This window comes from Syntrophomonas zehnderi OL-4, from assembly GCF_000983115.1.
Classification (GTDB): Bacteria; Bacillota; Syntrophomonadia; order Syntrophomonadales; family Syntrophomonadaceae; genus Syntrophomonas_B; species Syntrophomonas_B zehnderi.
Genome location: NZ_CGIH01000002.1, coordinates 73365 through 91453, shown reverse-complemented (window position 1 = coordinate 91453; position 18089 = coordinate 73365). Strand labels below are relative to the sequence as shown.

Annotated in this window: 17 protein-coding genes and 1 tRNA gene; 12 read left to right on the top strand and 6 right to left on the bottom strand. The window is 43.7% G+C overall.

The features are described 5' to 3' along the window. Positions 1 to 281: SH3 domain-containing protein (locus AAV90_RS00450; RefSeq protein WP_046494650.1), on the bottom strand; the 281-nt coding region annotated here is incomplete at its 3' end. 556 nt (positions 282 to 837) lie between these two features. Between AAV90_RS00450 and AAV90_RS00445 the strand changes: the two genes are divergently transcribed. Genes AAV90_RS00445 through AAV90_RS00430 form a run of 5 tightly spaced genes read left to right on the top strand, consistent with a single transcriptional unit; the run spans position 838 to position 3500 of the window. After that, entirely contained in the window at positions 838 to 1209 is a 372-nt protein-coding gene (locus AAV90_RS00445; protein WP_207642022.1) for a hypothetical protein, read from the top strand. Continuing rightward, the gene (locus AAV90_RS00440) at positions 1199 to 2059 is read left to right on the top strand and encodes a sensor histidine kinase (RefSeq protein WP_046494646.1); all 861 of its coding nucleotides are present in this window, start codon (positions 1199 to 1201) and stop codon (positions 2057 to 2059) included. Before AAV90_RS00445 ends, AAV90_RS00440 begins: the two co-directional genes overlap by 11 nt. Next, positions 2028 to 2657 (top strand): accessory gene regulator ArgB-like protein, encoded by a 630-nt coding sequence (locus AAV90_RS00435; RefSeq protein ID WP_046494644.1) that lies wholly within the window; start codon positions 2028 to 2030, stop codon positions 2655 to 2657. The genes AAV90_RS00440 and AAV90_RS00435 overlap by 32 nt, the downstream gene beginning before the upstream one ends. Continuing rightward, positions 2654 to 2785, top strand: a complete 132-nt coding sequence (locus AAV90_RS15680; RefSeq protein WP_084691419.1) for a cyclic lactone autoinducer peptide — start codon at positions 2654 to 2656, stop codon at positions 2783 to 2785. The genes AAV90_RS00435 and AAV90_RS15680 overlap by 4 nt, the downstream gene beginning before the upstream one ends. A 4-nt stretch (positions 2786 to 2789) precedes the next feature. Beyond that, the gene (locus AAV90_RS00430) at positions 2790 to 3500 is read left to right on the top strand and encodes a LytR/AlgR family response regulator transcription factor (RefSeq protein ID WP_046494642.1); all 711 of its coding nucleotides are present in this window, start codon (positions 2790 to 2792) and stop codon (positions 3498 to 3500) included. Positions 3501 to 3840: 340 nt separating this feature from the next. On the opposite strand, the gene AAV90_RS00425 is transcribed toward AAV90_RS00430, so the two are convergent. The 4 genes from AAV90_RS00425 to AAV90_RS00410 all read right to left on the bottom strand — a co-directional run bounded on the left by AAV90_RS00425 (position 3841) and on the right by AAV90_RS00410 (position 7909). Further along, positions 3841 to 3915 (bottom strand) — tRNA-Arg (locus AAV90_RS00425). A gap of 99 nt (positions 3916 to 4014) precedes the next feature. Further along, positions 4015 to 5427 (bottom strand): MFS transporter, encoded by a 1413-nt coding sequence (locus AAV90_RS00420; protein WP_242847449.1) that lies wholly within the window; start codon positions 5425 to 5427, stop codon positions 4015 to 4017. Positions 5428 to 5499: 72 nt separating this feature from the next. Continuing rightward, positions 5500 to 6456: a stage II sporulation protein P gene (gene spoIIP, locus AAV90_RS00415; RefSeq protein WP_052729498.1), complete on the bottom strand. Its 957-nt coding sequence runs from the start codon at positions 6454 to 6456 to the stop codon at positions 5500 to 5502. A gap of 178 nt (positions 6457 to 6634) precedes the next feature. Next, the gene (locus tag AAV90_RS00410) at positions 6635 to 7909 is read right to left on the bottom strand and encodes an adenosylhomocysteinase (protein WP_046494640.1); all 1275 of its coding nucleotides are present in this window, start codon (positions 7907 to 7909) and stop codon (positions 6635 to 6637) included. A gap of 140 nt (positions 7910 to 8049) precedes the next feature. Here AAV90_RS00410 and AAV90_RS00405 point away from each other — a divergent pair, with 140 nt between their 5' ends. From AAV90_RS00405 to AAV90_RS00390, 4 genes are read left to right on the top strand one after another with little or no spacing between them, the layout of a single operon-like run. Next, positions 8050 to 9240, top strand: coding sequence for a glycosyltransferase family 4 protein (locus AAV90_RS00405; RefSeq protein ID WP_046494638.1), 1191 nt, complete (start codon positions 8050 to 8052; stop codon positions 9238 to 9240). Between the two features lie 13 nt (positions 9241 to 9253). Further along, positions 9254 to 10816, top strand: a complete 1563-nt coding sequence (locus tag AAV90_RS00400) for a 1,4-alpha-glucan branching protein domain-containing protein (protein WP_052729497.1) — start codon at positions 9254 to 9256, stop codon at positions 10814 to 10816. Between the two features lie 25 nt (positions 10817 to 10841). Then, a complete protein-coding gene (locus tag AAV90_RS00395; protein WP_046494637.1) occupies positions 10842 to 13325 on the top strand; it encodes a polysaccharide deacetylase family protein in 2484 nt (827 codons plus the stop codon). Positions 13326 to 13367: 42 nt separating this feature from the next. Beyond that, a complete protein-coding gene (locus tag AAV90_RS00390) occupies positions 13368 to 14576 on the top strand; it encodes a class I SAM-dependent methyltransferase (protein WP_046494635.1) in 1209 nt (402 codons plus the stop codon). A gap of 62 nt (positions 14577 to 14638) precedes the next feature. Here the strand turns inward: AAV90_RS00390 and AAV90_RS00385 are convergent, their stop codons facing one another. Further along, positions 14639 to 15175, bottom strand: coding sequence for a hypothetical protein (locus AAV90_RS00385; RefSeq protein ID WP_046494633.1), 537 nt, complete (start codon positions 15173 to 15175; stop codon positions 14639 to 14641). 134 nt (positions 15176 to 15309) lie between these two features. Here AAV90_RS00385 and AAV90_RS00380 point away from each other — a divergent pair, with 134 nt between their 5' ends. From AAV90_RS00380 to AAV90_RS00370, 3 genes are read left to right on the top strand one after another with little or no spacing between them, the layout of a single operon-like run. Further along, the gene (locus AAV90_RS00380) at positions 15310 to 15738 is read left to right on the top strand and encodes a PaaI family thioesterase (protein WP_046494631.1); all 429 of its coding nucleotides are present in this window, start codon (positions 15310 to 15312) and stop codon (positions 15736 to 15738) included. Positions 15739 to 15752: 14 nt separating this feature from the next. Continuing rightward, positions 15753 to 16037, top strand: coding sequence for a putative Se/S carrier protein (locus AAV90_RS00375; RefSeq protein ID WP_052729496.1), 285 nt, complete (start codon positions 15753 to 15755; stop codon positions 16035 to 16037). After that, positions 16030 to 18084, top strand: a complete 2055-nt coding sequence (locus tag AAV90_RS00370) for an ATP-dependent DNA helicase (RefSeq protein ID WP_046494629.1) — start codon at positions 16030 to 16032, stop codon at positions 18082 to 18084. The genes AAV90_RS00375 and AAV90_RS00370 overlap by 8 nt, the downstream gene beginning before the upstream one ends. The last annotated feature ends 5 nt before the right edge of the window (positions 18085 to 18089 follow it).

Below are 18089 nucleotides of genomic sequence, written 5' to 3'. Positions count from 1 at the left end.
GTAGCAACCCAGCCTTGGTTCCACGCACTACTACTCGGATTCCACGCCTGTACCTTCAAGAATCCGTTTTGGCTTTGTCCAAGATAGACACAAGCTGTTCCTTCCGCCATTGTGAAGAGAACTGATGAAGACGTATTCGGTTGGCTGCGCAAATTAACACTAGTGGTCGTTACATATAAAGGTTCTGCCATTGCGGGTACCGACGGTGCAGCAATAATCAGGAAACTGAACACCATAAATATCGTTAAAGGAGCTACCCAATATTTTTTAATATTATACACTTCTTATCCACTTCCTTCCATGACTAATTAATTGCCCAAAGCGATAATCACAACAGGGGCATTTATTGACCAGAGAGCAAAAAGGGCTGAATTAGTCCGCATAGCACAAAAACCTGAACCTCTTCCACTCGTTTCTGTTTATTCACCTCACCCATTGTGATCACAATTGTAATTCGTACGATACATTTATAATAATCCCTAGAAAATACAATTTCTATAGAAAATCCTAGATTCTACATTTCCAGGCCTAAATACTACACATAAGGGCCTGGATTGCATGGATTTCGGAAAGCAACAATAATAAAATGGCCGAAGCCCTAAAACGTAAAAAATAGGACAAAATACGTTATTTCCATGCCCGTAAATGGCATATTTGGGTTTTAGGGGAGGAAAAAATAGGTTGATGTTGAATATAAAGTAATATCTTTTCAGGGGTTGGGGGATCTGTATGCATGCTATACCCTGGTACATTGCTTTATTAATATCCGTTCCGCAGACCATATTTATTATTGAATTGGGATTTAGGCTATTTAATTTCCAGCTTAAGACCAAAGATGTGTTATTACTGGCTTTTATGGTTGCCGGATTAAGTTATTTTTTAAGGTATCTTGCTGTTCCTTACGTAGTGAATACCCTTGTATTGATTGCTTTACTAAGTTTTTTATCCGCCCTCGTATGCAGGATACATTTAAGGTACTGTTTTATATCAGTCGTTTTAGGAGGAATGATTTATGGGGTGATGGAAAGCGCAATGTTGCCGATTGTAATGAAAGTCTTGCAGATTCCCTTTGAGGAACTTATTGTTGGACCTTGGTTTAACCTTGTCACATTCATTCCCATTTTAATAATTGCCATGCTTATGCTTGGCTGCATTATTAAAAAGGGTTTGGTTTTATACGATTTTGGTAGTGAAATAAATGAAGCATAATACTTGGTGGGCGGTAGCGGCTATACTTATCCAAACCCTATTTTTGGTGTTAATCAATACCAGTATTATTGCCGGTGCTGATTTATCTACATTAAAAAGGGCGCTACCATACCTTAACTTGGGGTTAATAGTTATGTGTGTTATTAACCTGTTTACAATAAAAAACATTGAAAGCCAGGCTAAATACCAGGCGGAAACGTTTTTATTAAAAAACCACCTCAATCAGGTAGAGAACATATTAAAAAGTACGCAAATACAGCGGCATGAATATGTCAGACATATGCAAACGATTCAAGCGCTCATTGAGCTTAACAAGATTGAAACCGCACAGGAATATGTCAACGGAATAACCAGTCAATACTGGTCCAACACCATGCTTTACTATATTGACAATCCAGCAATCGCAGCCTTGATAAACAGTAAAAGCAGTGTTGCTCAAGTTAATAATATCGATTTCGCCGTAGCCATTAAATGTGACGTATCCGATATTAATGTTCCTGTCTGGGATTTGTGCAGTGTGTTGGGGAATCTATTGGATAATGCAATTGAAGCAGCAGCAACTGATCCTAACCCGCGTGTAGGAGTGGAATTCAAATATGAGGATGGTTTGTATACGATTTATATAATTAATAATGGGAACCGCATAAGCGATCCATCACGGGTTTTTGAAGCGGGGTACACAACCAAAGGATCTGAGGGACGCGGTTACGGACTTTATATAGTAAACAAACTGGTCAATAAATACGGGGGGGAAATTGAGATTATTAATAAATCTAAAACCACGATAATTCTTAAATTACCAGGGGCAGGTGATTGTTATGGTAAAAACCATAGCCTCAGGTGTAGCTAAAAATCTAAGCCATATCCTTGATTCAGATGATAACGTTGAGATCTATGCTTATGCACTTCAATTGGTATTTATGTTAATACTCAATCTGACTATGGTGATCTTAGTGGCGTTTTTTCTGAAAATTATTCCCACTACTTTAGCTTTTTTAGCAGTTTTTATCCCTTTTAGGGCATTTGGGGGAGGGGTACATTTAAGTACTTTCCCACGGTGTATTTTGATCGGCTCTTGTTTAATACTGGGTTCGGCCTGCCTTGCCGCAGAGATAAAAATACAATCATATCAGCTTGCTATCCTTTGTTTATTTACGCTGCTATTCACTTTACTCTGCATTGTAAGATGGGTGCCGGCCAGTACAGTGAAAAATCCTGTAGAAGATCCCGGAATAATACGTATGCAAAAACGCAATATGTTTATCGCTACAATAATGTGGACAGGCTGTATTACCACGTTTATTTATTTCAGCCATAATGCCCTTGCCCTGGCGATGATCCTGGGCGCAATAGTGAGTACTGTGTTGATATCTCCATTAGGGTTTCGCTTAATGGGTTTTATCGACAGGCTACTAAATAATTTTGGAAAGGGGGTTACCAATTCATGATGCGTAGATTATTAGTTTTAGGCTCCTCATGCTTTGCAGCAGTCTTGGTATTTGTCGCTCAAACCAGTGCTCATTCGTACAAATGGTTCCTTCTTTATGAACCTGACATCCCTGAATCTCTGAGGTAGAAAGATGGCAACTGTACTTATACTTGAAGATGAAAATTACACCCTGGAATTCCTTGAACTCTTGGTGGGTAAACATCCATTAGTGAACCAAGTTATAGCGGTGAATAATTCTAAGTCAGCGGTAAAAGCGGCTAAGGATTATTTGCCGCGGGTTGCCCTCCTGGATATTGAATTAGGGCCGGATGATTCTCTTAACGGTATTCAAACTGCCAAAATGATATCAAGGGTTAGCCCCCAAACATTTTGTGTTTTTCTGACCGGATATGGTCAATATGCGCTGGACGCATACTCTGTTCACCCGTATGATTTTTTATTAAAACCCATACAAAAGGAGAAGCTTACCGATCTTCTCACCGAGATCATATCCAACAACAATATGAGAACGAACAATAAGATTGCCCTAAAGTTAAGGGAAGGTATGCTGTTGCTCAGCCCTGATTTAATCGCCTGTATTGAAAAGGATGGCAAAAAATCAATCCTTCATACCGATCAGGGCAAATATGAAATCAACTATAATCTAAATGAATTGGAAAGTCTGCTGCCTGAACAGTTTGTGCGGGCACATAATTCCTATATCATTAATACTGCCAAGATTCTAATGATTAAGTATACCAGCAGCAGAAGCTATCAGGTTATCCTTGAAAACTGTCCGGTGACAGTTCTTATGAATCGAAAGAAATACGAAGAGTACAAACGACTCTTCGAACCAATTTAAAAAAAGACATGCCGCAACCAAAGTAAGGCCTGCTCCGGTTGTGAGTTCGGAATGCCTACAGGTTGGAACCGGTATGCTGGTTTTTGCTGCTATATCAAGTAAGGCTGTACGTAAGACGGAACCCTAAAGAGAACCAAAATATCTATGGGAACAGGTGAAATTAAGGGGCACCTATGGAAAGAAATACTTAAAAAACAATTACAAGTTTCAGAGGAATACTTTAACGCAAATACTTGAAATTGCTTTTTGCTGCAGCAAAGAGGTTTTTAGTTTTTATAATGTCCGGGCATCAAAAAAGCACTCTTAAAATATAAAACGCTAAGAGTGCCAATTCTCTAACTGGTACGCCCGAGAGGAATCGAACCTCCGCACCCGGCTCCGGAGGCCGGTGCTCTATCCACTGAGCTACGGGCGTTTGTGTATTGCTTAACTATTATAGCAAAAGCTGTACTGCAGGTCAAAGGTTTGTAGGGATGAAATTAGGTCTGCAGGCTGTTTTTTATAAAAGAGTTATTTAATTGTCGGCCGACTGGTTTAGGGGTTTACTTTTTATATCCAACCAGGAGAAAATAAATCCGGTTATGGCTATGCCAGCGGCGATTAAATATATGGTGTGGCTGGCTTGTATATAGGCAGAAGTATAAGGGAGATGCCTCTGGGAAGCGGCCAGTATAATGGAAAAGATACTGACTGACCCGGCTATGCCAAGGGCGAAGGAAAGGTTGCGAACGGTGGCAATAAAACCTCCCCCGTAGCCGGCTTTTTCTTTGGGGATGGAACCGAGTATGGAACTGTTATTGGGTGAACCGAACATGCCCATCCCCAGACCCAGGAGGGCTAAACCGGATATCAGTTTGAGCAGGCTTATCTCTGCGCTTAGGCTGGAAAAAACTATATACGAACAGCTTAATAGAGCCAGGGAGAAGGACAGGATTTTGCTGGAGCCGACTTTGTCGGAAAGAGAACCGGCCAGGGGAGCAGTGAGTGCCATGGTTACCGGGGGGATGGTCATTAAAAGTCCTGAGAAGGAAGCCGGGAAATCCAGCATGAGTTCCATATAAAAAGGCAACAAGAAAAAAACCGAGGTCTGGGTAATGTAGACAACCATGGCCATGGCATTTCCGTAGACGAATTCCTTAATCTTAAATAGTTCCAGATCCAACATAGGGCGGGGCGCCCTTTTTTCCATATATATGAAAAGGGGCAGCAGCCCTAACGAAACCAGGAACAAGGTGATCTGAATGTTGGGAGCGGTGGAAAGGGAGTAGACCAACAGGCTAACCGCCAGGGCAAAAGTTAAGGTGCCTGGCAAGTCATGCCCGGTTAAGACAGGTTTAGTTTTGGCCTCGGCCGGCTCAAAAAGATATTGCGTGGCCAAGGCAAAGCCCAAAAGGCCAATAGGCACATTAATTAAAAATATTATCGGCCAGTTATAATGAGCCACTAGAAAACCGCCCAGGCTGGGTCCGGTCATGTTGCCTATACCGACTACCGTTCCAGTTAAGCCAAGAGCTTTACCGCGTTCTTGAGCGGGAAAGGCATTCGCAACGATGCCAATTCCGGTAGCCATCATCATACTTGCCCCAATGCCCTGTATCAGGCGGGATAAAATTAATAAAGTTAAAGAGGGGGAGAAGCTACACAGAAGTGACCCAATAGTAAACATAAGGAAGCCATTTCGATAGATCCTGGTGCTGCCGATTTGATCCCCCAGCCGCCCCCAAAAAATCAAGGTGGCCGTAATAATCAGCATATAAGCGGTTACGACCCATTGCACCTGCTGCATATTTACCTGCAGGCTTTGGGCAATGGTTGGGTTGGCGATATTTAATATACTGCCATCCAGGGTGGACATAAAAATGCCGATGGATACTACCCAAAATGATTGCCATTTGTGATCTGTAGTCAAAGCAGTAACCTTCCTCAAATAGAATTTCCCTGTTATTTATCATATTATATAGTATGAGGAAGGATACCAGGCACTTTTTATGGGATAAAGCTAGCGAACTCCCAGTTCCTTAACCAGTACATCTCCCAGGCAGCGGGCAGCGTTTTCCGCCAGATCAAGGGAGATACTGTCGGTTCCGACTTCAAAGAGCATGGCGGTCGGGTACAGATCCTGATTGTAATCACCGCGCCCCATAAATATTCCCCGTATCAGTCCCGGATACAGTTCATCGGCCCGGTCTTTAATCTGCTTGGCATAGGCTAGATTTGTACGTATATTCGGGTTAGACATACCTACTACTATCATTATCCGGGAACTATCCACTCCATTAATGGTTGTATAATACTCTGAAGCCGGAGCTGAATCGCGATGGATATCAAAAGCCGCATCGGGTTGTTCTTTTAACAACTGAGTCAGGGTGCGGCGAGAACGGCTGTAAGCATTAATATCGTGGGGGTCGTGCGCAGCCCGGCTGTGGGTAACACTTACCCCTGCTTTGCGCAAGGTCGTTGTTAAGGCGTCACCGACTGCAAAGATATCTCCATTACCTGGTTTGCTGGCTTGGCCAGAGGTAGGGATAAATGATTCATCCGTATGGGTGTGATACACAACGACATGGCTTGATTTTCCCCGGGGGATGGTCGGGAAAAGTGCCTGTCCGGCTAAGGTGGTTTTTAGTATTGGTTCGCTTATTAGGGAAGCTTTTTTTTGTATAATATTGGCGGTAGCGTTCATACCGTCAACTTTAATGATTATATATTCCACATTGTTTTCATTTATATAGCGATCATTTACATGCACGGACAGCCCGGTTTGAAAAAGAGTAAATCCGTCTTGGTCACGAACGGTAAAAAACTGTCCCGGGCCGGTTTCATGTGCAAAGCCGGTTTCTGTGCCGTAAGGCTTCTGTTCCGGGGAGCGCATGGAATTAAATACGTAAGATGCAACCAGTATAGTTATCAGAATTACGAAAAAAATCCAGATATATTTTTTGTTGATGTCATTCATTTATAAATCCGCCTTTCCCGCTTTTGCCTGTTGCATCTATTTTGTGAAAAAGGCTCTGCTAATATACGGATGAAACCTCTGAGGTGTTTTCTAAAAAAAAGAGGACTAATATTGCCCGGTTTAGAAACTCAGGCATCTTAATCCTCTTTTTTATAGCGCTATAAAAAACCGGCTTTTACTATTCCCAACTCTGCAGGTATTTTTTCTGTTCGTTGGTTAATTCATCTATTTCTATGCCATCGGCCTTTAGTTTTAAATAGGCTACCTGGCGGTCGATTTCTGCAGGTACATTGTAAACATGGTTGCCGAGCTTATCCCGGTTTTCAATTACATATAGCAAAGACAGGGCTTGCAGGGAAAAACTAAGATCCATAACCTCAGCCGGATGACCGTCCCCGGCGGCCAGGTTGACCAGACGGCCTTCTGCCAGGAGGTATAGTTTGCGGCCATCTGCCAGGATGTATTCCTCTATATTAGGTTTTAACTGGCGACTGCTGACAGATAGCGCTTCTAAATCGGGTTTGGATATTTCCACATCAAAATGCCCGGCATTGCACATGATGGCGTTATCCTGCATAACAGCCATGTGCTCTTTGCGGATAACATTTACGTTGCCGGTTACGGTAATAAATATATCGCCGCATTTAGCTGCATCCATCATGCTCATGACCTGGAAACCATCCATAATAGCTTCGTTAGCCTTGATGGGGTCAATTTCGGTAACGATTACTTTGGCCCCCATCCCTTTGGCCCGCAACGCCACGCCCTTACCGCACCAGCCATAGCCAACCACCACTGCATATTTACCGGCAACTACCAGATTGGTGGTGCGGTTAATGCCATCCCAGACCGATTGGCCGGTTCCATAACGGTTATCAAAAAGATACTTCATATCGGCGTCATTGACTGCTATCATAGGGAATAACAAAGTGTTGTCCTTATCCATGGAGCGCAGGCGAACAATACCGGTGGTGGTCTCTTCACAGCCTCCGATTATGCTAGCGGCTTGCTCACGACGGCTTTTGTGCAAAAGGCTGATAACATCGGCTCCATCATCGATAATTGCATCCGGCAGACAATCAAGTGCTGTCTCCAGGAATTCCTGGTATTGCTCGGTGCTTTCGCCATGGATGGCATATACAGTAATACCTGAATCGGCTAGAGCAGCAACAACATCATCCTGGGTGGAAAGGGGATTGGAAGCACAGGCAATTACATCGGCACCCGCTGCCATTAAGGTTTGTAATAGGTAGCCGGTTTTGGCCTCCAGATGCAGACAACATAAGATCGTCTTGTCCTTTAAGGGTTTACTTTGTTCCAGTTCTTGTCTTAACATATTTAAAACCGGCATATTATTTCTTACCCATTCCAATTTGTTATAACCTTGGGGGGCAAGGGCAGGATCTTTAATAACAGAAGCTCTGGACGAGGCTTGTGTAACTGGTAAACTCATTTATAATACCTCCTGGCAATAGTGTATTTTAGAAATTATACCATTAAATCATTATAATCAAAAAAGATTACTTTAGAAAAGAAAAATCTGGTAGAATTTAGGTTAATAGATTTATAACTGCTATCATAAGGAGTACAAAAGTGAAAATATTAATGTTTAGCTGGGAATACCCTCCCCATATGGTGGGGGGATTAGGACAACACGTCTATGATATTAGTCGTTATCTGACCCGGTTGGGCGTAGAGGTACATATTATCACTCCGCGGGTTAAATGTGGTTCTGATTACGAGAATGACCATAATGTTTTCATTCACCGGGTAGGTAATCCTGTTAATGAAGCCAATATAGATAATTTTAAGGCTTGGACTTTTACCTTTAACAGTGAAGCCATACGGGAAGCCGTACGCCTAAATTCTCAGGTGGGTGGTTTTGCTCTGGTACATGCCCATGACTGGATCGTTGCTTATGCCGGTCGAGCCGTAGCGAAAATATTTGAATTACCATTGGTTACAACGATTCATGCCACCGAACATGGGCGTAATCTGGGTCTGCATAATCGGGTACAGTTGGAAATTAATGAAATTGAAAAAAATTTGGCTCTGGAAGCAGATCATATTATTTGTTGCAGTCAATATATGCATCATGAAATCTGCTCCCTTTTCCGTGTTCACCCGGATGCCGTCACAATCATTCCCAATGGCGTGGAGCCGGAACAATTCATGCCTCTGCCGGATGAACCGCCCCTTGAAATCGATCCTGGGGAAAAGGTGGTTTTTACTTTGGGCAGACTGGTACCTGAAAAAGGTATATGGCATCTAATTGCCTGTTTTCCACAGGTATTGGAGCGTATCCCTGAAGCGAGGCTATATATCGGGGGGCGGGGGCCGCAGAAGGCTGTCCTGCAACAAACTGCCTACGAGTTAGGTATAGAAGATAGAGTCGTATTTACTGGCTTTTTGAGAGACAAGGAACGCAATTATATTTATAATAAAGCCGATGTAGCGGTTTTTCCCAGTCATTATGAGCCCTTTGGTATCGTGGCTTTGGAAGCTATGGCAACCAGAACCCCGGTTATCGTCAGCGATGTGGGGGGATTAGGGGGAATCGTAAAGGATCGGCAGACCGGATTAAAGGTGTCAGCTGGAAATGAAACGGACTTAGCCCAGGCCATTATCAAAGTCCTGACGGATCAAAATCTGACCGCCCAACTGGTGCAAAATGCCGCCGGATTGGTGGAGTCGGTCTATAACTGGACGGTAATTGCCCAATCAACCAAAGATGTCTATACGAAAGTCTTAACTCAAACCAAACCTAAGAAAGAAGTAGTATAAGGGAAGTGTAGCCTTGAATTCGAATATTATGTTGGTACTGCACAGCCATATTCCTTATGTGAAAAGGCAGGGCAGGTGGCCATTTGGTGAAGTATGGCTTTTTGAAGCCATGGCTGAGACCTACGTTCCTTTCCTGCAGACCTGGTTCCGCCTGCAGGAAGAAGGGATACGCGCCCCTGTCACTTTGAGTTTCAGTCCTACATTATTAGATCAGTTAAGCTCCTCTTATATACAGCAGGAATTTGTGGTTTATTTGCGCGAGAGGGAAAAAAAAGCTGCTGAAGATGAAAGATATTATCTTTCTGTGGGGGAACCGCAGATAGCTGCCCTATCAGCATTTTATCACCGATTTTATCGGGATATAAGGCGTGATTTTCTGATTGAACTTGACGGTGATATTATTGCCGCCTTGAAAAAACTACAAGGTGACGGTGATGTGGAGATTATTACCACCGCCGCCAGTCATGCCTATTTGCCCTTATTAGATCAGAGCAGTCTGCACCACCAGATATATTGGGGCAAACGAGCCTATGAAACCCATTTCGGCATATCACCGGAAGGTTTTTGGTTACCTGAATGCGGTTATTACCAGGGTTTGGAAGATCTGCTGATCGCCAATGGATTCAAGTATTTCTATGTTGATAGCCACGCGGTTGAAGGAGGTCAGCCTTTAGGCGATTTTAGCAGGGTATCTGCGGAGCTTGAATGCGATTGTGAAACCTTTGCCAATACTGGGTTAAGTACATATCGGCCTTATCGTATCAAGGGAAAGGATATCATGGTTCTGGGCAGAAATGCCATGGTCAGCCAGCAGGTCTGGTCGGCTGATTATGGCTATCCTGGTGACGAAAACTATCGTGAATTTCATAAAAAATCTTCCCGTTCAGGGTTTAAATACTGGAAGGTTACGGATCGGCAAGGAAGTTTTGATAAGAAACTGCCCTATGATCCGGAAAAGGCTATGCTTAAAGTCAGGCAACATGCCCAACACTTTGTCAAGGGTGTGGAAAATACCGGCCATGAAGCGCACAAACTGGGTTTTTCACAGCCTATTATTGTGGCCTGCTACGATACCGAGCTGTTTGGACACTGGTGGTGGGAGGGGGTAAGCTGGCTAGATGAGGTAGTTAGAGGGATAAATAAGAGTTCTCATTTAAGTTTTATTCTTCCAGCCGATATTTCCCCGGAGATGCCCGAAGCCCAGGTATTTGAATCATCCTGGGGGATGGGTGGGAAGCATTACGTTTGGGATAACAAGGAAACTACCTGGATGTGGGAAATTATTAAGCGGGCCAGCAGCGAGTATGAAGAGATATTTAAAAACAGGATCAGCGGAGATCTGCAGGAGAAGGTATTGGCTCAGGCCCTGCGTGAATTAATCCTCTTAGAAAGCAGTGATTGGCTGTTTATGGTTACCAATAACCTTACCCGCGATTATGCCATGAAGCGTTTTTTTGAACATTATGCCAAGTTCTTGCGCTTAACCAATGCTTTGCGGGACGGCAACTACAGCAATGATTTTCTTTCCTGGCTGGAAAACGTTCAGATGGAAGATGATTTTTTATCCTATATGTAAACGAATGTTTTAATGGAGGTAGCATATGAAGGGTTATATTGCCTTCTGTCCTCATTTTCATCAGCCTCACTTTCAACTCTATAAAACCAGGGAAGAGGCTTATCTTAATTCCTATCAGCCCTGGCTTAAACTTTTGGGTGAGGCCGTTAGTCTGGATAAGTTCTTTATAAATTTGCATTTTTCCGGGCCCTTTCTCTACTGGTTCAGGGATCAAAAGCAAGACTATCTAAAAAACCTAAAAAATCTATTAGGCAGCGGGAAAATAGGAATTGTTGGCGGATTTGCGGATGAACCGTTTATTCAGCTTAGTTCCCGTTTTGATGATTACCTCTATCAATTAAAAGAATATGATCGTCTCGCGCATGAATTGTTTGGGGTAACGGCCCCTGAATGGCAGGGGATTCACCTGGTAGAGCGCGAGTGCGGGGAAACCCTTCTGGCCGAAACCAGTCGGGCCGCCGGTCTGCTGGGAGCTAAGCCGATTTATTATCTGGATGCGGAAACGTTTTACCTGCCCCATTTTGCCAAACCGGGAGGGGCAGCCGATTTTTGCCTCAAGCATTTTGGATTTAAAGATCCATTTTCATTTACGACTATCGCCCATTTACCCTCAGAGATAATGTATTTTGCTCTGCGGGACGAGATCCAAGGTCAGGAATTTACTGCCGTGCCGGTTCATACCGAGTACCGTTATCGACTACTCAAAAGAAATGCATTTATACCGGGGGATAGAATAAAGGTCAAACCTGCCCACTATTTGTTTTATATAAAGGATGCCCTGGAAAACGCCTGTAATTTAGCTGCCCAATATGGCAGAGAAATAAAACCCGTTGTACTGGTTTTTGAAGATGCTGAGAAAATGGGTCAATGGAGCAAGGATCCGCAGGGGGATGCGGATTGGTTAATGGAATTTTTCCGCCTGGTGGAGCAAGATGATGAAGTATCGTTTATTGGGTTGCGTGATTATGTAGAAAAGGTTGGTTTCCTCGATACTTATCCAGTATCCAGCAGTCACAGCTATCCGGAATGGGAAAATTGGACGGCCAAACGGGGTATCAGGGGAGTTGCTTTTGGAGATGAACGGCTGCGCCGGGTGATGAGCCGTTTACGTCTGCTGGAAGAAGCGCAAGAAAACTTTGAAAAAACGGTTATAGAAGCTCATAGTGCGGATCAGTTTGCGGGAGCCATGCAGGAGATGGTAACCAGATCCATCCTGCAATCTCCGGAGAGGTTTGAAATGGTTCAAACCCTGCTGACGCAGAACTATGAAATTATGTTCAGCGAATACTATGCTTTGATTAACCGGGTTAGAAACCTATTATATCAGGAGGATCCCAAGTGGGCGAGCCGCCACCCTTGCTATGGATCTTCGCCTTACTATGATATGCAGGGATTGGCTTATCTGGAACTCAGTGATCGGCTGCTTATGCACCTACAGTCGCATTTGTCAGGAAAACCTGTCGAGCCGGATGCGATTCTCATTAAGGACTGGGATTTTGACGGCCGGGATGAAATCCTGATATTAAATCCGCAACAGACGTTAGCAATAGATCTTGAAGGTGGATGCGTCCATTATCATCATGTCCTGTCCGCGCCTTTGGATGGCGATCATCGACATATAGCGGAAATATTAAGACGCGACTTTAAGGAAATCAAAGCCTATCATTCGGTTTATCGCTATTCCTGCCCCTTAGTGATGACGGAAACAGACAGCAGTATGCAAACAGAATTCTTCCCGCAAGGAGCACGTAGGGAAAACTGCCGCAACTCCTTGCGCTGTGAGCTTTTACATTTTTCGGATGGAGAATACACATCCCTGGGTAATCTGGAACAGGCCAGCTATAATCTGGATGAGGTCAGAACCGAGCTGGATCATAGTCGGGTGAGCCTAAGCTGTGAGCAGACAGTAATCTATAAGGAAATAGTCTGTACTGTAACGATTAGAAAACATTTTCTAATATTTGCGGATCGGCTTCAGGTTATAATGAAGGTTAATATGGACGAAAAACTTGCCGACTGTTTCCTGGTGCCGCAAATCGTTACTTCAGCGGCTCCTTCTGATGAAGTTGCATTTTGTCCGGTTGCCTGGCTGGGTTTTAACGCACCGCCAGGTAATTCGAGCATTACTGTACAGGATATCATTGCCCCGGAAATGGAAGATGCCGGATTAATTGACCAGCAGATAGATGTTTCAACACTGACCGCAACCGACTATATCTATTTAATTAACAGCGGGGACGGCAACCGCTTTGCCGGACGCATCAGCTACCAATTCCTGGGAGACGCCATTGAAAAAATGGAAGTTCAGCCGGCGGTTAAATATTACTATAAAGATCTGGTATTTGCCGAGCAAAGCCGTCTGGGATACCAAAGTTCGGGTATTATGTTGCAGCCTTTTATCCCGGTTCAGGATGGGGAAGCTGAATTCATTGTCGATATTACTTGGCAGTTGGATTGCCTGGATAAAGAAGAAGAATACCAGCAGGTGGTGCAGCTTATCAAAAGGTAGGGGATATTCACATAGGGTATTTTTGGCGGGGAGGAAAAAGAATTGATATTAAAAGAGTTTTTTGATTACTATTTTCAACAGGTGGATGAGGATGTCTTAAAGATTTTCCAGGATTTATTACCCAGTCGGGAAAACCTGGCAGACGCTTATGCCGAAATGTTTTCTCGCAATGATGAGGAATCAATCGCATTTTTGTTTGAATTTTATCATACCACTCGTAAACTGCGTGAAACCAACCCGGGACAGGCCATTCTTTTTAATACGCATGATAATATCTGCTTTCCTTTCTTTGTGAATTATATATGGCAGGTTATAAACAAAGAGCAAAAAGAAATGATTTATCGTTACACCGGAACGTGTAACCTGGATGAGATAATTAATTGCTTTAACAACGATATAAAACTGCGCAATTGGTTCAGACAGGAAATCGGTGTATATCTGGGACAGGAAGATCTATTTAATCTGAATGAAATAGTATCCCTGCAGAATTTCTCTTCAGGAGGCGAATACTCTTTCCTAAAATATGTCTACCCGCATGTGCAGAAGATGCAGGGCAGGGTATTGGACGCTGGTTGTGGGGCTGGTTTTGCCACCCTGATTATGAGCCAGTATATGGATGTGTATTCGGTAGACGCCTGCCGGGCACGACTGGAGAGAGCTATGGCATTATCGAATATGATGAACAACGGGCATAAAGATGTTTTTCCTCAACTGATTAAATTAATTGAAGAAGAATTAGGCCTCATGGAGGTTTACTGTGAATTCCCGCTGGCAGATGAACTTTTACATGGTTGCGCCACTCCGGCAGCTTTTAGCCATGGCAGTATAGATTCCCTGCCGTTTGAAAACGATTTTTTTGACATGATAAACTGCTTGGATGTTATTGAACATACGTATAATCCGGCAGCCATAGTTGCAGAGTTCTCAAGGGTTTTAAAACCCGGCGGAAGGGTCTTTGTTACCGCTCCTACCAAATATGGGGAGGCTGAACAACGCATTTTTGAGGATAGGGATGGAGTAATGTTTCCTGCCATGTTGCATATGCACCATTTTGAACCGGCCTCTTTGACGGCTCTATTTGCCGACAATGGTTTCAGGGAAATAGAATTGTCGCCATTTGATTGTGTGAAATGGGAAGATTTCAGCTCAGTTGTTGATTTCTCGCCCACATCAAATATGGCTGCCGAGTTAAAAATCCAACCAGCCCAAGAAGTTGCCCTGCAGATCTTTGCCATCTATGAAAAAAAATAATATTTCAGGGATGGTTTGGGCGCAGTAAAAAAGAACGTTCAGGGAAACTGCAGGGGTCTTACTTATTGCTCTGGCCAAGGTTCGAACCAGGTATAATCAATAAGCCGTATGCCGGCCTGGTCGGCTGACTTAACGCTGTAACGGTTGGTCGAGCCATGGTATATATCCACCCAATAGGGATGGGCCGGCCATAAGCCATAATAAACATCACCGGTATCATTTATAACCAGGCTATTATGTTTTTGGCCTGCTATCTCGATCGGTTTAGACAGATATATTATTGTACCAAAGGGAATAATGGGGCTTCTGGCCTCACCTCCGGCATTGAGCGGGTAACGGGGATGAACTGCGCCGGAACCGATAAAGTATTTTTTGCCGGCTGAAGATACCGGAGCACTGGTTGCCTCGGTATATGCAGTCGCTTTCTGTTGCTTGACAGAAAACTGGATATACCATTTCGATTCGCCCTGTGGAAACTCTTGAGTTGGAGCTGGTTTTTTAGCTGGCTGGGGCCTATTTACTTCGTAAATAAGATAAGCAGCCAGAAATACTACCAGGGTGGCCAAAGGGATTAACCATAAAGATCGGTTGCGGTTCATTTCAGTACTCCTATTTTTTTTGCTTATTTTGTCCGTTAAAAGTGTATTATATAAATCATGAGAAAGGTAAGTGCTAACGAAGCAGGAATTTGCTTCTAACCATAGTATGTCGGATAGAAAGGGGTTGCAGATGATTGGCGGCAGCGCAGGGACAGGACAAACAACTTTTTGACCATATTAAACACTCCATTCAAACAGCTCCCATTTATCAACTCTTGGGGATAAATATGCAGCGTATTGAATCAGGTTTTATTGAAATGACCGTAAAACTGGGTGAAATCCATACTAATGCCCTGGGTATAATCCAGGGGGGTGTAATCATGACTTTGGCTGATGCGGCAATGGGAAACGCAGTTCGAACCCTGGGCATAAAGGGGGTAACCGTAGACTGTTCGGTATCCTTTCCAGGCGCTGCCCAATTAGGTGATACCCTCATCGCTCAAGGCAAAGTGATCAAAGCAGGTAAAAACTTGGTTTTTGCGCAAGCAGATGTTTATACAGACGATAAATTGATCGGCAGCAGTCAGGCTACTTTTTTTAACACAGGGAAACTAGAATATTAGCAGGAGAGAGACCAATGAACAATGAACTAATCACCATAAATGAGTTTTACCTTTTTACTTTTGTCAGTACCTCCCACGCTCTAAAGGCAGAAAAAGTACTAAAAAATGCCGGGGGGGAATTTATTATGATTCCAACCTTAAGGGAGATATCATCCAGCTGCGGCTTATCAATAAAGATCGCCCCGCCATTTTTAAAGGAGTATCAAGAACTGTTTAAGGAAAACAAGGTGGCGTTGGCTGGAACTTATTATGTAACAAAGGAGCAGGGAAAGAACCTGGTTAGGAAACTAGATGCTTGATAAACAAATTACGTTATATCTAGGACCGCAAGGTAAAATGAAGCAGGAATTGGCCGGCTTCACTTTCCGTCAGGAACAATTAAAAATTGCCCAGGGCATAGGGAACGCATTTACCGAGGAAACCTTTGTGGTAGCTGAGGCGGGTACCGGCGTTGGCAAAACCTTTGCTTACTTGATACCGGCAGTATTATGGGCCAGTCAGAGGGGGGAGAAGGTTGTTGTTTCTACCCGAACCAAAGCCCTGCAACAGCAGATAATGGAACATGATTTACCTGACCTGGCAAAAATAATGGACGGCCCAATCAAGTATGCTGAAGCCCGGGGGCGGGAAAATTACTTATGCTGGAATAAATACATGACGATCCTGGCCGGAAAAAAACGTCTTAGTGAACCGGAACAGGATTTTATCCAGGCGGTTTTATACTGGGCTGAGTCTACCCGCACCGGAGACCGCCAAGAACTGGCCCTGTCCGGTGAGAAAATGAAATTCTGGCCCGTTTTAGCGGCTGATCGCAACAACTGCCTTAAAGACAAGTGTCGATATCATGATAAGTGCTTTCGCCTGAAAATGATCCGTAATTTGGATAAAGCTGATATTATTGTTGTCAATCACGCCTTATTGCTCTCAGATACCTTGGTGGATAACACTATCTTGCCGACTTATGAAAATCTGATAATAGATGAAGCACATACCTTCATCAAGGAATCATTTGACAGTCTTTCATTCCGTTTTGGACTTAATGAAACCCATCATTATTTAGGAATCCTGCATGAAAAGATAAAAAAAGGCAGCCGCGGATATCTTATCCACCTAAAATCCCAATATACCCACTTATCGGCTTTGATTACTGAAGCCAGCCAGTTTACAGATCGGGCGGCAGCCTTAAGCGAGGAGTTTTTTAGGAAGCTGGGCCAGACCGCCGTTTATGGAGATCAATATAGTTACCAGCATGTAATCACCCTAAGAGATCAGGAAAAGAACGCATTTACGGAGGCGGTCGATACTTATGTAGATTGGCAGTATAATATTAATCTGCTATTGGAGAGACTGCGTAGTATCGAAGCCAAGTTAGACGGTGCCGAGGAACCGGAGATAGCGGCAATTATTAATTCCCTGCAGGAAATCAGCGATGCGGCATACTTAATTATGGAGGAAAATTTGACCCGTGATGACGCGATTTGCTGGATAGAATTTGAGCGGGGCAAAGCGGCCGCGGTTTGCTCCTCTCCCATCTATACTGGGAATACACTTGGTGAGAAGCTCTATGACAGGCTAAAAACGTTGGTTATGGTATCAGCCACAATGACTGTAGACAACAGTTTCGAAAACTTTATCAGCCGTTGCGGACTTAAGACTTACCAGCAACAGGGCCGACTGAGCACACTTTTAGAAAGCTCTCCATTTGACTTTGATCAACAGGCCGCTTTATATGTCGTCAAGGATATGCCCGATCCGGGCAGTGATTTAATTAACCTGGAGATGGCTGAAGTGCTAAAAGAACTACTGGTTTCAGTAGGGGGAAGAACGATGGTGCTTTTTACTGCCCGTAAGCAAATGGAGGAAGTGGCAGAAATTTTGCGTCCGTATCTGATGGAAAACAACCTGCAATTATTAGTGCAAAACCAAGACGGGGAATTTGGCGCGCTTATGGAGGGATTTACAGGTGACGAACGGTCGATCCTGATGGGCTTGGAGACATTCTGGGAGGGGATTGATCTGAAAGGTGATCTTCTAAAATGTCTGGTAATCGTCAAACTGCCTTTTCGTTCTCCGTCTGATCCATATTGCACCGCCTGGGATAAATACTATCAACTTCAAAAAAAGAGCGGTTTTCAGTATTTTATGCTCCCGGATGCTGCCATTCGTTTGAAACAGGGGGTAGGACGTCTTATTCGCAGTGAACAGGACCGGGGTGCGGTGGTAATATTAGATCCCCGTCTGCTTAACAAAAAGTATGGACAGATTCTATGCAACAGCTTACCCATAAAAAAAATGGCAGCAGTTCCCGCCCGTGATTTGCCGGAGCATATTAAAGTCTGGCTGTAGGCTGG